This window comes from Methylobacterium sp. 4-46 (assembly GCF_000019365.1).
In the GTDB taxonomy this organism is placed as follows: Bacteria; Pseudomonadota; Alphaproteobacteria; order Rhizobiales; family Beijerinckiaceae; genus Methylobacterium.
Genome location: NC_010511.1, coordinates 3596065 through 3610648, shown reverse-complemented (window position 1 = coordinate 3610648; position 14584 = coordinate 3596065). Strand labels below are relative to the sequence as shown.

10 protein-coding genes are annotated in these 14584 nt (G+C 74.6%); 7 read left to right on the top strand and 3 right to left on the bottom strand.

Annotation, left to right across the window (positions count from 1 at the left end):
• The first annotated feature begins 47 nt into the window (after positions 1 to 47).
• Both M446_RS15615 and M446_RS15610 read left to right on the top strand, forming a co-directional pair.
• Entirely contained in the window at positions 48 to 413 is a 366-nt protein-coding gene (locus M446_RS15615) for a DUF6460 domain-containing protein (protein ID WP_012333065.1), read from the top strand.
• 4 nt (positions 414 to 417) lie between these two features.
• Positions 418 to 1800: an MATE family efflux transporter gene (locus tag M446_RS15610; RefSeq protein WP_012333064.1), complete on the top strand. Its 1383-nt coding sequence runs from the start codon at positions 418 to 420 to the stop codon at positions 1798 to 1800.
• A gap of 58 nt (positions 1801 to 1858) precedes the next feature.
• Here M446_RS15610 and M446_RS15605 read toward each other — a convergent pair whose 3' ends face one another.
• Both M446_RS15605 and M446_RS15600 read right to left on the bottom strand, forming a co-directional pair.
• Positions 1859 to 2938 (bottom strand): quinone-dependent dihydroorotate dehydrogenase, encoded by a 1080-nt coding sequence (locus M446_RS15605; RefSeq protein WP_012333063.1) that lies wholly within the window; start codon positions 2936 to 2938, stop codon positions 1859 to 1861.
• A 6-nt stretch (positions 2939 to 2944) separates the two neighbouring features.
• Positions 2945 to 3292, bottom strand: coding sequence for a DUF952 domain-containing protein (locus M446_RS15600; protein ID WP_012333062.1), 348 nt, complete (start codon positions 3290 to 3292; stop codon positions 2945 to 2947).
• Between the two features lie 143 nt (positions 3293 to 3435).
• Here M446_RS15600 and M446_RS15595 point away from each other — a divergent pair, with 143 nt between their 5' ends.
• Complete coding sequence (locus tag M446_RS15595; protein ID WP_012333061.1) at positions 3436 to 4065, top strand: helix-turn-helix transcriptional regulator; 630 nt, start codon at positions 3436 to 3438, stop codon at positions 4063 to 4065.
• Between the two features lie 193 nt (positions 4066 to 4258).
• Here M446_RS15595 and M446_RS15590 read toward each other — a convergent pair whose 3' ends face one another.
• A complete protein-coding gene (locus M446_RS15590) occupies positions 4259 to 7792 on the bottom strand; it encodes a NahK/ErcS family hybrid sensor histidine kinase/response regulator (protein ID WP_012333060.1) in 3534 nt (1177 codons plus the stop codon).
• A 391-nt stretch (positions 7793 to 8183) separates the two neighbouring features.
• On the opposite strand from M446_RS15590, the gene M446_RS15585 reads away from it, so the two are divergent.
• The 4 genes from M446_RS15585 to M446_RS15570 all read left to right on the top strand — a co-directional run bounded on the left by M446_RS15585 (position 8184) and on the right by M446_RS15570 (position 14457).
• Positions 8184 to 9245 (top strand): DUF2778 domain-containing protein, encoded by a 1062-nt coding sequence (locus M446_RS15585; RefSeq protein WP_012333059.1) that lies wholly within the window; start codon positions 8184 to 8186, stop codon positions 9243 to 9245.
• Positions 9246 to 9377: 132 nt separating this feature from the next.
• A complete protein-coding gene (locus M446_RS15580) occupies positions 9378 to 9995 on the top strand; it encodes a TetR/AcrR family transcriptional regulator (protein WP_012333058.1) in 618 nt (205 codons plus the stop codon).
• Positions 9992 to 11287 (top strand): efflux RND transporter periplasmic adaptor subunit, encoded by a 1296-nt coding sequence (locus tag M446_RS15575; protein ID WP_012333057.1) that lies wholly within the window; start codon positions 9992 to 9994, stop codon positions 11285 to 11287. The genes M446_RS15580 and M446_RS15575 overlap by 4 nt, the downstream gene beginning before the upstream one ends.
• 8 nt (positions 11288 to 11295) lie before the next feature.
• On the top strand, positions 11296 to 14457 hold the full coding sequence (locus M446_RS15570; RefSeq protein WP_012333056.1) for an efflux RND transporter permease subunit: 3162 nt from the start codon (positions 11296 to 11298) through the stop codon (positions 14455 to 14457).
• Positions 14458 to 14584: the final 127 nt, after the last annotated feature.

Sequence of the window (14584 nt, the reverse complement as noted above, 5' to 3'; positions counted from 1 at the left end):
TGCGGCAGGCCGCAGCTTTCCGTTCGATCCCCTTCCGCGAGGCCCCGATGAGCGATCCGCGTTTCACCATTCCGCCCGGGCGGCCGCACGATCCGCGCGGCGGCCAGGATCCGCGCGGGGCCTATGACGGGTCCGGCGCGCATCGGGCCGGCTCGGACCTGCGGCGCTTCCTGGGCGGCTCGCCCGCCGCCGTCCTCGTCCGGCTCGTCTTCCTGTCGCTCCTGGTCGGCGCCGGCATGGCGATGATCGGGATCACCCCCCGGGCGCTCTACGTCCACGCCTACGACACGCTGCGCACGCTCATCGACCTCGGCCTGTCGACCTTCCACGACGCCGGGACCTGGCTGATCGCCGGCGCCGTCGTGGTCGTGCCGCTCTGGCTGCTGTCGCGGCTGCTCGCGGGCGGGCGCTAGGCGCATGGACGCGTCCGCAGCCCCGGCGGTGACGAACCGCCGCGTCCTCGCCCTCGCCCTGCCGATGACCCTCGCCAATGTCACGACGCCGCTCCTCGGCGTCGTCGGCGCGGCGGCGATCGGGCGGCTGGGCGATGCCGCGCTCCTCGGGGCGCTCGCCCTCGGGGCCGTCCTGTTCGACTACCTGTTCTGGACCTTCGGCTCGCTGCGCATGGCCACCGCCGGGCTCACCGCCCAGGCCGCCGGGGCGGGCGACGCGGCCGAGATCGACCGGGCCCTGGCGCGGGCGCTGGCGGTCGGGGGCGGCGTGGGCCTGCTGCTCGTCGCCCTGCAGCGGCCGCTCGGCGAGGCGGCCTTCGCGCTCGCCGGCGCGAGCCCGGCGGTCACCGCGGCCCTCGCGACCTATTTCGGCATCCGCATCGTCGCGGCGCCGTTCACGCTCATGAACTACGCCGTGCTGGGCTCGACCCTGGGACGCGGGCGCACCGATCTCGGCCTCGCCCTCCAGGTCGCCATGAACGTCGCGAACATCGCGCTCACGATCCTGCTCGTGCTCGGCCTCGGCCTCGGGGTCGCGGGGGCGGCCCTGGCGGCGGTCCTGGCCGAGGCCCTGGGCTTCCTCCTCGGCCTCTTGGTGCTGCGCCGCCTCGGCTCCCGGCCCTGGCGGATCCCCCGCGCGGAGGTGCTGGAGCGGACCTCCCTGCTGCGCATGCTCGCGGTCAACGGCGACGTGATGGTGCGCACCCTGGCCGTGATCGCGGCCTTCGGCTCCTTCTCGGCGCTCGGGGCGCGGGCGGGCGACCTCACCCTCGCGGCGAATGCCGTGCTGCAGAACCTGTTCCTCGTCGGCAGCTTCTTCCTCGACGGCTTCGCCACCGCGGCGGAGGTGCTGTGCGGGCAGGCGCTCGGCGCCCGCCGGGAGGGCGCCTTCCGGCGCGCCGTCCGCTACGCGCTCGGCTGGTGCCTCGGCTTCGGCCTCGCGGTCTCGCTGCTGTTCCTGGCGACGGGCGGCGCCTTCATCGACGCGATCAGCACCAATCCCGAGGTGCGCGCCCTCGCGCGCCTCTACCTGCCCTTCGCGGCCCTGACGCCCGTCGTGGCCGCGGCGGCCTTCGCCTTCGACGGGATCTATATCGGGGCGACCTGGACCCGGCCGATGCGCAACCTGATGGTCGCGGCGCTCGCCGCCTACCTGGCGGTGCTGGGGGGCGTGCAGGGCCTCGGCAATACCGGCCTGTGGCTCGCGCTCCTGGCCTTCCTGGCCGCCCGCGGCATCGGCCAGGGCCTGCTCTACCCGAGGCTCGCCCGGGCCGCCTTCGGGCCGGCCCCCGCCGGCGCGGCCCCCGCCGGCCCCGCGCAGGTGCCCGCGCAGGTGCCCGCGGCGTGAGCCGCGGCCCGGGCGGCCGCCTCCGGCCGGCCGCGGGCGGGCCGCGACGCGGCCCCGGTCAGGCGCTGCGCGCGAGTTCGGCCGCGTCGCGGCCGACCCACGCGGCGAGCGGCCGGCCCTGGTCGGCGAGGCGCGCGGCGAGCCCGCGCTTGATCGTCCCGACGAGCCCGGGGCCCGCATAGACCAGGGCCGAGTAGAGCTGCAGGAGGCTGGCGCCGGCCCGGATCTTGGTCCAGGCGGCCTCGGCCGAATCGATCCCGCCGACCCCGACCAGGGGCAGGCGGGTGCCGACCCGCAGGAAGGTCTCGGCGAGGAGCCGCGTCGAGGGCGAGAAGAGCGGCCGGCCGGAGAGCCCGCCGGCCTCGCGGGCGCGCGCCGCCTCCGCGAGGCCGGCGGGCCGCGCCACCGTGGTGTTCGAGACGACGAGCCCCTCCACCCCGCGCCGCAGGGCCGTGGCCGCGATGGCGTCGAGGGCGCCGAGGGTGATGTCGGGCGCGATCTTGAGCAGGATGGCGGCGCGGCGCCCGCCCCCTGCCGCGTCGCGGGCCTCCACGACCCGGGCCAGGAGCTCGTCCAGGAAGGCCTCGCCCTGCAGGTCGCGCAGGCCCGGCGTGTTGGGCGAGGAGACGTTCACGGTGATGAAGTCGACGAGGCCCGCGAGCGCCCGCGTGCAGGTCACGTAATCGGCCAGCCGGTCGGCCGCCTCCTTGTTGGCCCCGATATTCGCGCCGATCAGGCCGGGCCGGCCGGCCCGCGCGGCGAGTCGCGCCGCCACGGTGGCGAGCCCCTCGCTGTTGAGCCCGAACCGGTTGATGACGGCGCCGTCGCGGGGCAGGCGGAAGACCCGCGGGCGCGGGTTGCCGGGCTGGGGCAGCGGCACCACGCCGCCGACCTCCACGAAGCCGAAGCCGAGGCGCAGGAGCGCGTCCGGCACCTCGGCCCCCTTGTCGAATCCCGCCGCGAGCCCGACCGGGTTCGGGAAGCGCCTGCCGAAGGCCGCGACCGCCAGGGCCGGGTCGTCGGCGGGCGGTGGTCCGGGGGGCAGGAGCGCGAGCGCCCGCAGGGTCAGGCGATGGGCCGTCTCGGCGTCGAGGGCGTGGAGAACGGGCCGGGCGAGGGGGAACAGGCTGGCGAGCAAGGCGTGTCAGCCCTCCAGGTCCGCGGGGAAACGGTGGCGCCCGTCCGGTCCGAGCCGGAGCGGCACCGCGGAGCGGACCGCCGCGAGCGGCAGCGGCCCGTAGAGGTGCGGGAACAGGGCGCCGCCCCGGGAGGGCTCGTAGCGCAGGGCCTCGCCGAGATCCTCCGCCGCGACCGCGACGAGGACGAGGTCATCCTGGCCGGCGAAATGCCGGGCGGCGGTCTCGGCGACCTGGGCGGCGGTGGAGAAGTGGATGTACCCGTCCGCGAGGTCGACCGGGGCGCCGAGGAAGCGGCCGGCGGCCTGCGCGTCCCGCCACAGCGGGGCCGGGCAGATCTTGTAAATCATGCTCATGGCTGAGGATTCCGAGGCGCCTCTCGCGCGAAACCGGATTTATTACGGGGCGGCATCCACGCGGCGTTGCCTTTCGGATGACGCCGAGTAGTGTCGGGCGAAGCGGTCCGCAGATCTGATTGCGGGTGATAGATACTCTCCCCATGCTTTCGCACGACAGGATTTGGTCAGCAATCGACCATCTCGCGCAGCGCCACAGGCTGACCCCCTCGGGCTTGGCCAAGCGCGCGGGGCTCGATCCGACGAGCTTCAACCGCTCGAAGCGCGTCGCGCCCGACGGCCGCAGGCGCTGGCCCTCGACGGAATCCCTCGCCAAGATCCTGGCCGCGACGGGGGCCACCCTCGACGAGTTCGTGCAGCTCGTCTCGCCGCGGGCCGCCGCGGGGGCGGCCGTCGTGCCGCTGATCGGCAGCGCCGCCCTGGCGGTGGCCGGGCGGATCGGGCCGGACGGCCGCCCGACCGGGTCCGCCTGGGACGAGCTCGATTTTCCGGATCTCGGCACGCAGGATTGCTTCGCCATCGAGGTTCAGGGCAACGATCTGCGGCCTCTCTACCACGACGGCGACGTGCTTGTGGTCTGCGCCACGGCGCCGATGCGCCGCGGCGACCGGATCCTGGTGAGCCTGCGCACGGGGGCGCTGGTCGGCGCGGTGCTGCGTCGGCGCACCGCGCGGGTGGCGGACCTCGCGCCCGTGATGCCTGGCGAGGCCGCGCGCTCGATCGCGACGGCCGAGATCGCCTGGATGGCGCGGATCATGTGGGTCCGGCACTGACCGCGGCGGAGTCCCGCCCGGCATCCTGGCTCCGCATCGTCGCCGCCGCCGACCCGGCGGCCCTCCCGGTGAAGGGGGCGGTTGTCCGCCGACCGGTTCGGCAGCAGGTCGGGCCAGGACCGCCATCGGCTGTCCGGACGGCGATGCCGAACCAGCGCGCCCGGACGAGGGCGATGGCCGCGCGGCGCCGCGATCAGCCGGAGGGTTCCTCGGCCGCCGCCCGCCGGGCCTGCCACTGGGTCAGCAGCGCCCGCAGGGCGGCGGGCTTCAGCGGCTTGGTGAGCAGGTGGACGCGCTGCGCCGCGGCCGTCTCCCGCACCGGCGGCGAGCGGTCGGCGGTGAGCAGCACCGCCGGCACGTCGGCCGACAGGGCCGCCCGCAGCGAGGCGATCAGGTCGAGCCCGTTGCCCTCGTCGAGGTGGTAATCCGCCACGATCACGTCGGGGGGCGGGGCGGGGGCGAGCACCCGCCGCACCGCCTCGCCGACCGAGCCCGCCGTGCGCACGCGGCAGCCCCAGCTCGCGAGCAGGCGCGCCATGCCGTCCACGATCGCCGGCTCGTTGTCGATGGCGAGGACCGAGAGGCCCGAGAGGGCGGCGTCCGCCGGGCGGGGCGCCTCCGCGGCGGCCTCCGGGGCCGGCCGCAGGGCGGCGACCGGCACCAGGACCGAGAAGATCGAGCCGCGCCCGACCTCGGAGCGCAGGCGGATCGGGTGACCGAGGAGCCGCGCGGTGCGCTCGACGATCGAGAGGCCGAGCCCGAGGCCGCGGGCGACCCGGGCCCCCTGTTCGAGGCGCTGGAATTCCTGGAACACCACCTTGCGCTTGGAGGCCGGGATGCCGAGCCCGGTGTCGCAGACCATGAGTTCGAGGCGCTCGCCGCGGCGGCGCGCACCGACCAGGACCCGGCCCGATTGGGTGTACTTGATGGCGTTGGAGACGAGGTTCTGGAGCAGCCGGCGCAGGAGCGGCCGGTCCGAGCGGACGCCGAGGCCGCAGGGCATCACCCGCAGCTCCAGGCCCTTCTCGCGCGCCATCGGCTCGAATTCGCGCCGGATCTGGCGCATCAGCTCGGAGACCCGGAAGGTCGAGAGCTGCGGCGTCAGGGCGCCGGTGTCGAGGCGGGAGATGTCGAGGAGCGCGGTCAGGATCTCCTCGACCGCGTCCAGCGAGGCGTCGACGTTCTCGGCGAGCGTCGGGTCGGCGGCGCGGTCGCGCTCGACCAGGGCCGCCGCGTAGAGGCGGGCCGCGTTGAGGGGCTGCAGGATGTCGTGGCTCGCGGCGGCGAGGAAGCGCGTCTTCGAGGCGTTGGCCTCCTCGGCCTCGGCCTTGGCGCGGCTCAGCGCGGCGTTGAGGCGGGTGAGCTCCTCGGTCCGCTCCCGCACCCGGCGCTCCAGCTCCTCGTTGAGGCGCTCGCGGGCCTCCTCGGCCGCGACCGCGTCGGTGACGTCCGTGTAGGTCGCGACCACGCCCCCGTTCGGCAGGGCGTTGGCCCGGATCTCGATCACGCGCCCGCTCGGGGAGAGGCGCAGGCGCTGCGGCCCGGTCTCCTGCCGGAAGGCGGCGATGCGCTCGCGCACGAGGTCGTCCGCCTCGCGGTCGCCGTAGGCGCCCCGGGCGGCGTTGTAGCGGACGATCTCCTCCAGCGGCATGCCGGTGCGCATGATGTCGTTGGGCAGGTCGTAGAGGTCCGCGAAGGCCCGGTTCCAGGCGATCAGGGTCATGTCGCGGTCGAAGACCGTGATGCCCTGGCCCGCGTGGTCGAGGCCGTGCTGCAGGAAGTCGCGGCTGTACTGGAAGGCCGCCGAGGCGTCGTCGAGGAGGCGCAGGGCCGCCCGCGGCGAGACGTTGCGCCGCCCGAGCAGCAGCGAGAGCGCGAGCCGGGCCGAGGAGGCGCCGATCGCCGAGGCGAGCAGGTGCTCGGCGTGGCGCAATTCGCCGAGCCCCGCCACCGCGTCCGGGTGGAGGATCATCCGGCCGCGCTCGGCGAAGTAGGCGTCGAAGGCCCGCTGCGCGCGCTCCTCGCCGAGGAAGCGGGCGACGGCGGCGCGCAGCTCCCCGAAGCTCAGCGTGCCGCGGAACAGGCGCAGGGGCGGCGCGTCCTGCACGAATTCGTGCCCGAAGGCCTCGGCCTGGAGCCGCTCGATCGCGCTCGGCGCCCGCAGCAGCGAGAAGCCCCAATATGCCAGGGCGTTGAGGCCGAGGCTCCAGAGCGTGCCGTGGACGAGGCGCGGCAGGTCGTCGAGCCCCATCAGGGCGGTGGGGCTGAGGGCCGCGATGCCGAAGGGCCCGTCCTCCAGGAAGGCGCGCGCCCAGGGGCTGGCGGATTCGCCGAGCAGGCTCGGCAGCAGCAGCGTGTAGGCCCAGACCGCGAGCCCCGCCGTCAGCCCCGCCACCGCGCCGAGGCCGGTGCCGCGCCGCCAGATCAGGCCGCCGAGGAAGGCCGGCCCGATCTGCGCCACGGCCGCGAAGGACAGGAGGCCGATCGAGGCGAGCGCCACCTCGCCGGCCACCCGCGAATAGGCGTAGGCCGCCAGGATCACCACCACGATGGCGACCCGGCGCACCGCCAGCACGACGCCGCCGAGATTGGTCGCCCGCTGGCTCCCCGGCCGCCCGCGCAGGACCAGCGGGATGACGAGGTGGTTCGAGATCATGATCGCGACCGCGACCGATTCCACGATCACCATCGCGGTCGCGGCCGAGAGCCCGCCCACGAAGGCGATGAGCGCGATGCCGTCCGCGCGCTCGGCCAGGGGCAGGGCGAGCACCGTCATGTCGCGCATGACGCTCCCGTCCGGGAACATCATCAGGCCGATCACCGCGAGCGGCACGACGAACAGGTTGATGAGCACGAGGTAGAGCGGGAAGGCCCAGGCGGCGCGGGTCACGTCCGCCACCGCCCGGTTCTCCACCACGGCCATGTGGAACTGGCGCGGCAGCAGCAGCACGGCGCAGGACGAGAGCAGCACCTGCACCAGCAGCGTCCAGGGGCCGGACGTGTCGGCGACCAGGGTGGCCGTCCCGCCGAGCAGGGCCCCGGGGGTGACCACCGGCGCCTTCCGCAGCACCCAGCCGACCACGAAGCCGCCGACGACCAGGAAGGCGAGGAGCTTGACGAGCGACTCGATCGCGATGGCGAGCGTCAGCCCGTCCTGGTGCTCGGTGGCGTCCGCGTGGCGGGTCCCGAAGGCGACCGCGAAGCCGGCGAGGACCAGGGCGGTGAACAGGCCGAGATCGCCCATCAGGCCGATCGTGCCGCCGCCGCGCCCGTCCGTGGCGTCGAGGAAGACCCGCAGCGAGGCCGCGACGGCGCGCAGCTGCAGGGCGATGTAGGGGATCGCCCCGACGATGCTGATCAGGCAGACCAGGGCGGCGATGCGCTCGCTCTTGCCGTAGCGGGCCGCGATGAAGTCGGCGACGGAGGTCGAGTTCTGGGCCTTGGCGATCCGCACGACCCGTGCCACCAGCCGGTGCCCGAGGCCGATCACCAGCACCGGGCCGACATAGATGGTGAGGAAGTCGAGGCCCGAATGGCTGGCGAGCCCGACCGAGCCGAAGAAGGTCCAGGAGGTGCAGTAGACCGCGAGCGACAGGGCGTAGATGGTCGGCCGCACGCGCTCGTCGCGCATCAGGCGCCGGCCGGACACGTCGCCCCAATGCGCCACCGTGAACAGGGCGCAGATGTAGGTGAGTGCGGTCAGCACCACCGCCCAGCCCGCGATCATCCCCGCGCGTCGTCCTCAAGCGGATCGGAGCAAGCGTCCGATCGTCCGCCCCTGTGTAGGGCATAACCGGCCGCCGCGACGACTGGAAAGGCGGGCTCGCCGGGGAGGGCGCGCTCCGCCGCCCGGTCCGGCGCGCCCGGGAGCCCCGGCGCCCGCCCGTCCCACGACGATCCGGCGCGCTCCCCGCACCGGTTCAGCGATGATTAACCACGTCGGTTCAGTGCTGATTAACCACGCGGTGTTATCGCTGATACAGCCGAAATTGGTACTTCCCGAAGCAACGGACCATTTCACGGCGGCGCGAACGCGCATCTCGCCAGTCTATTCTGGCGCGCGCTGCGCCGTCAGCGGGCCGCATCGCTCGGGACGTGCGTCGACGAGTAGCGTATCCATGGTCCAGCGCGCCTTCCCCTCCGCCGGTCCGTCCCCGCGCTGGCCCGCGCCCCGCCGCGGGCTGATCCGCTCCCTGCTGGTCGTCGGCGGGGTCGCGTGGTTCGGCTTCGCCTCCGAGGGCGTGGTGCCCTGGGCCGCCCGTCCGGCGCCGACCGCGCCCGCGCCGGCTCCCGCCGCGCCCCCCGCCCCGGTTCCGGCCGCGGTCGCCGCGCCGCCGGCCCGGGCCGCGTGGCTGTTCGACCCCACCCCCGCCCTCGATCCGGCGCGGCTCGCGTGGCAGCAGGAGCCCTCGCGCGCGGCCGCCGGCTTCGCCGGGCCGCGGGCCGAGCCGCCCGTGCAGGTCGCGGCCCTGCCCCCGCGGCCGGCCGAGGCGCCCTCGCTCGCCCCGGAGGCCCGGCTCGTCCTGCAGCCGGTGCCGCTGCCCGTGCCCCGGCCCTCCGAGTTCCGGGCGGCGCGCCCGCCCGAGACGCCGCGGCTCGCCGAGCGCCAGACGCCGCGCCGCGGCCGGGCGCAGAGCCCGGCCGCGGCCATGGCGGACACGCGCACCTTCTTCGAGAAGCTGTTCGGGGCCCCGCAGGAGCCGGCCCGCACGGCGCTCGCCTACGCGGGGGTGGACCGCGACACCATCGACCCCACCCCGCGCCGGCTGCTCAGCCCGATGCCGTCCCCCCCGCTCGGCGAGGCGACGGCGATCTACGACATCACCGCCGGGACCGTCACGCTGCCGAGCGGCGAGCGGCTGGAGGCCCATTCCGGGCTCGGCGACAAGATGGACGATCCCCGCTTCGTCCACGTGCCGATGCGCGGCGCCACCCCGCCCGGCACCTACGACCTCACCGAGCGCGAGCGGCTCTTCCACGGCGTGCGGGCGATCCGCCTGAACCCGGTCGGCGGGCCCGCGGCGATCCACGGCCGGGTCGGGCTCCTCGCCCACACCTACATGCTCGGCCCGACCGGCGCCTCGAACGGCTGCGTCTCGTTCCGCAACTACGACCGCTTCCTGCAGGCCTTCCTGCGCGGCGAGGTCCGCCGCATGGTCGTGGTGGCGGGGCGGGGATAGGGCGGACCCGGCCGGCGGCCATCCTGCGGCACCACGCCGCGGGAGCGCCGCCTTGTGTCGTTGCCGGAGCCCGCGAGACTGAACCCACGAGTTCAGTCGCCGCGACTGAACCGTCGCGTTCAGTCGGTGCGCATGAGCGAGCCCGCCCGCCCCCTCGATCCGGACCGCAGCCGCCGCATCCTGGAGGCCGGGATGCGGCTCTTCGCGCGCATGCCCTACGCGGACGTCCACATGGACGCGGTCGCGGCGGCCGCCGGCGTCGCCAAGCCCACCCTCTACCGCTACGTTCCGACCAAGGAGGCCCTGTTCATCGCCGGGCTGGCCTGGACCCTGTCCGACCTGCGCGAGGGGATCGGGGCGACGCGGGCCGCGGGCGGGGACGAGGCCGCCCGGCTCGAGGCGGCGGTGACCCTGGTGCTGGAGCGGGTGGGGCAGCTCTCGCCCGCCCTGCACGCCATCGAGAGCCGCAGCAGCGAGTTCGGCGAGCGCAGCCGCCGGGTGCTGCGCGAGGGGTTCGACGGCCTGCGCGAGGCCCTGGCCGCGCTCCTGCGCGACGGCATCGCCGCCGGCCGCTTCCGCGTGGCGGACGTGGACCTCGCCGCCATGATGATCCTCGGCGGCATCCGCATGGCCGCCCACGGCAGCGGCCGCGCCGCCCCCTCCGCCCGCGACGTCGCCGCCTTCTTCCTCACCGGGCTCCAGGCCGGCGCCGCCGCGCCGCGTCCGGCCCATCTCGGAGCCGTCGCATGACCCGCCTCGTCCTGCTGCTCGCGGCCGCGCTCGCCGCCGCGGCGGGCGTCATGCTCCACCGCCACGGGGGGGATGCCCGCGCCGCCTGGACGGAGACCCGCGCGGCCCTGCCGCCGGCGCTGGCCCAGCACCTGCCGGCCGCCTTCGTGCCGCCGGTGCCGGCGAGCGCGCCGGCCGCGCCGCGCATCGCCGTCGGCACCGCCCTGGCGGGCAGCGCGGACCTGCCCATCACCCGGGCCACCGTCGGCTGGATCGAGCCCATCGCCACGGTGGTGCTGCGCCCGCGCATCGACGGCGTGATCACCGAGCAGCTCGCCCGCGACGGGCAGGTGGTCAGGGCAGGGGACGTGCTCTACCGGCTCGACGACCGCGAGCTGCGCGCCCAGATCGCCCGCGACGAGGCCGCCCTGGCCCGCGACGAGGCGACCCGCACCCGCACGCAGAACGACGTGCGGCGCGTCACGGAACTGTTCGCCCGCAACTCCGCCTCCCAGGCGCAGCTCGACCTCGCCACCGCCGAGTCGAAAGTGGCGGCGGCCAATGTCGAGGCCGCCAAGGCCGCCCTGGAGGCCGACCGGGTGCGGCTCGACCACGCGACCATCCGGGCCCCGATCGCGGGCCGGCTCGGGACCGTGCGGGTGACCGCCGGCAACCTCGTCAAGGGCAACGAATCGACCGGGACCGGCCTCGTCACCATCACCCAGATGAAGCCCCTGCGGGCGACCTTCTCGCTGCCCGAGCGCGAACTCGACCGCCTGCGCGCGGCGCTCGCCCGCCCGGAGGCGGCGCCGGTGCGGGTCTATGCCGGGACCGGCGACGGGGCGCTGGCCACCGGGCGGCTCTCCTTCGTGGATTCGAGCGTCGACCAGGCCTCCGGCACGGTGACCGCCTGGGCGTCGTTTCCCAACGAGGACGAGCGGCTCTGGCCCGGCCAGTACGTCCGCGTGGAGGTCGATCTCGGCCGGCGGCCCGGCACCGTGACGGTGCCGCAGGTCGCGGTGCAGCCCGGCCAGGACGGCAGCTTCGTCTGGGTGGTGCGCCCGGACGGCCTCGCCGAGCGGCGCGGGGTCGAGGTGATCTCGGCCGCCGCCGGCGTCGCCGCCCTGGCGCGCGGCGTGCGGGCGGGCGAGCACGTCGTCGTCGAGGGCATGCTGCGCCTGCGCGAGGGCGCTGCCGTGGCGGAGCGCCCGCAGGCCGAGCCCGGAGGTCAGGCCGAGACCAGAGGTCAGGCCGAGATTCGCGGCCAGCCGGAGACCCGGGCCGCGGCGGGCGCCCGGACCGTGATCAAGTAGGGCCGGCCATGAACCTCTCGGCCCCCTTCATCCGGCGCCCGGTCGCCACGATCCTGCTCTCGCTCGCCCTCACCCTGTCGGGCCTCTTCGCCTACCGGCTGCTGCCGGTCGCGGCCCTGCCGACCGTCGATTTCCCGACCATCTCGGTCACCGCGCAGCTGCCGGGCGCCTCGCCGGAGTCCATGGCGGCCTCGGTGGCGACGCCGCTGATCAAGGAATTCTCGACCATCCCGGCCATCGCCACGATCTCGGCGACGAACTACCAGGGCTTCACCTCGATCACGATCGAGTTCGAACTGTCCCGCAACATCGACCAGGCGGCGGCGGACGTGCAGGCGGCGATCACCCGCACGCTGCGGCGCCTGCCGGTCGAACTCACCATCCCGCCGAGCTTCCGCAAGCTCAACCCCGCCGACGCGCCGGTGATCCTGCTCGCGGTGTCGAGCGACACGACCCCGCTGCCGACCCTCGACGCCTTCGCCCAGACGGTGATCTCGCCCTCGCTCTCGACCATCACGGGCGTCGGCCAGGTCTTCGTCTACGGCAGCCAGAAATTCGCGGTGCGGATCCAGTTCGACCCGAACGTGCTCGCCGCCCGCGGCATCGGCGTCGACGAGGTCCAGGCGGCGATCTCGAACGCCAACACCTCGACCCCGGTCGGCGTGGTGGAGGGCAGGGGGCAGAACCTCACCATCCAGACCAACACCCAGCTGATGAACGCGGACGCCTTCCGCGACATCATCGTGGCCGTGCGCAACGGCCGGCCCGTGCGCCTCGGCGAGGTCGCGCGGGTGATCGACTCGGTCGAGAACAACCGCATCGCCTCCTGGAAGGACGGCCGGCGCGCCCTCGTCCTCGCCGTCCAGCGCCAGCCCGACGCCAACACCGTCGAGGTGGTCGACCGCGTCCGCGCCATGCTGCCGAGATTCGAGGAGCAGCTCGGCGGTGCCGGCACGATCGCGGTCGTCAACGACCGCTCGGTCTCGATCCGCGAGGCCGTGCACGACGTGCAGTTCACCCTGCTGCTGACCATCGGCCTCGTCGTGGTGGTGATCTACCTGTTCCTCGGCCGGCTCGCCGCGACGCTGATCCCCTCGATCGCGGTGCCGATCTCGATCATCGCCACGTTCGGCGCGATGTACCTGCTCGGCTACTCGATCGACAACATCTCGCTGCTCGGCCTGACGCTGGCGGTCGGCCTCGTCGTCGACGACGCCATCGTGATGCTGGAGAACATCGTCCGGCACGTGGAGCAGGGGGAGAAGCCCTTCGAGGCGGCCCTGAAGGGCGCGGGCGAGATCGGCTTCACCATCCTGTCGATCACGGTCTCGCTCGTCGCCGTGTTCATCCCGGTCCTGCTGATGGGCGGGGTGGTCGGCCGGATCTTCAACGAGTTCGCGATCGTGGTGACCATCGCCATCGTGGCCTCGGCGGTGATCTCCGTGACCCTGACGCCGATGCTGGCGGCCCGCCTGCCCGCCGGGGCGGCGGGCCACGGGGCCGGGGCCGAGGGCCACGGCGCGCGCAGGAACCTGTTCGAGCGCGGCTTCGCCCGGCTCCAGGCGGGCTACGAGCGCGGCGTCGACCTCTGCCTGCGCCACCAGGGCGCGGTGATGCTGGTCTTCCTCGGCTCGGTCGCGCTCACCGCGGCGATGTTCGCGGCGATCCCGAAGGGGTTCTTCCCCCCGGAGGATATCGGGCAGCTGCAGATCGCCACGGAGGCGCGCCAGGACATCTCCTTCGAGGCGGTGGCGGCGCTCCAGCACGAGGCCGAGCGGGTGATCGCCCGCAACCCGGCCGTCGCCCACGTGGTCAACCGGGCGGGCTCGAACGGCTTCACGGGCACGCTCAACCAGGGCGCCTTTTTCGTGGAGCTCGTGGAGCGCGGCGCGCGCCCGCCGCTCGCCCGGACGGTGGCGGAGCTGCGCCGCGACCTCGCCGAGGTGCCGGGCCTCTCGGCCTTCATCACCCCGGTCCAGAACCTGCGCCTCGGCGGGCGCCAGTCGAAGTCGCAGTACCAGTACGTGGTGCAGGGGCTCGACCGGGCCGAGCTGGAGCGCTGGACGGTCAGGCTCACGGACGCGATGGCCCAGGATCGCGCCACCTTGGACCGCGCCACCTTCACGGGCGTGACCAACGACCTCCAGAACGCCGCCCTGCAGGCCACCATCACGGTCGACACCGACAAGGCGCAGGCCCTCGGCATCACCTCGGACCAGATCCGCCAGACCCTCTATACCGGCTTCGGCACGCGCCAGATCTCGACCATCTACGGCACCGCGGACAGCTACCAGGTGATCACCGAGTTCGATCCGCGCCTGCAATGGACGGCCGACCGCCTGGACGAGATCCGGCTGCGCGCCGCGAGCGGCAAGCTGGTGCCGCTCTCGGCGGTCGCCACGGTCGCGCGCACGCCCGGCCCGCTCTCGATCAACCAGCTCGGGCTCCTGCCCGCCGTCACCATCTCGTTCGACGTGCCGCCCGGCGTGGCGCTCGGCCAAGCGGTCTCCCGGATCGCCGAGATCAAGCAGTCGCTCGGCCTGCCGGGCACGCTCTCGACCACCTTCGCGGGCACCGCGCAGGTCTTCCAGGACGCGCTGGCCAACCAGGGCCTGCTGCTCGCCGCGGCGGTGCTGACGATCTACCTCGTGCTCGGCATCCTGTACGAGAGCTTCATCCACCCGATCACGATCCTGACCGGCCTGCCGGCGGCGGCCGTGGGGGCGCTGGGCGCGCTCCAGCTCTTCGGGATGGACCTCTCGGTCATCGCCATCATCGGCGTGCTGATGCTGATCGGCATCGTCAAGAAGAACGCCATCATGATGATCGACGTGGCCCTGGTGCTGCAGCGGGAGCAGGGTTGGACGCCGAGGGCGGCGATCCGCGAGGCCTGCCTGCTGCGCTTCCGCCCGATCATGATGACGACCGCCGCGGCGGTGATGGGCACGCTGCCGATCGCCATCGGCCACGGGGCCAGCGCGGAGCTGCGCCAGCCCCTCGGCGTGGCGGTGGTGGGCGGGCTGCTCGTGTCGCAGCTCCTCACCCTCTTCATCACCCCGGTCCTCTACCTCGCGATGGACCGGCTCGCCTCGGGGACGACGCGTCTGCTCCTCGCCCTGCGCCGCGGGCGCCTGCGCGGTCCGCGGACCGGGCGCCTGCCGGCGGAGTAGGGGCCTCGCGCGGAGGCCTCGCGCGGAGGGAGGAGGACTCGCGCGGAGGAGTCCGGCTCAGGCCGCGGTGTCCGCACCGCGCAGCCGATGATGGCCGTGCCCGGCGGCGACCCCGACCCGCGCACCG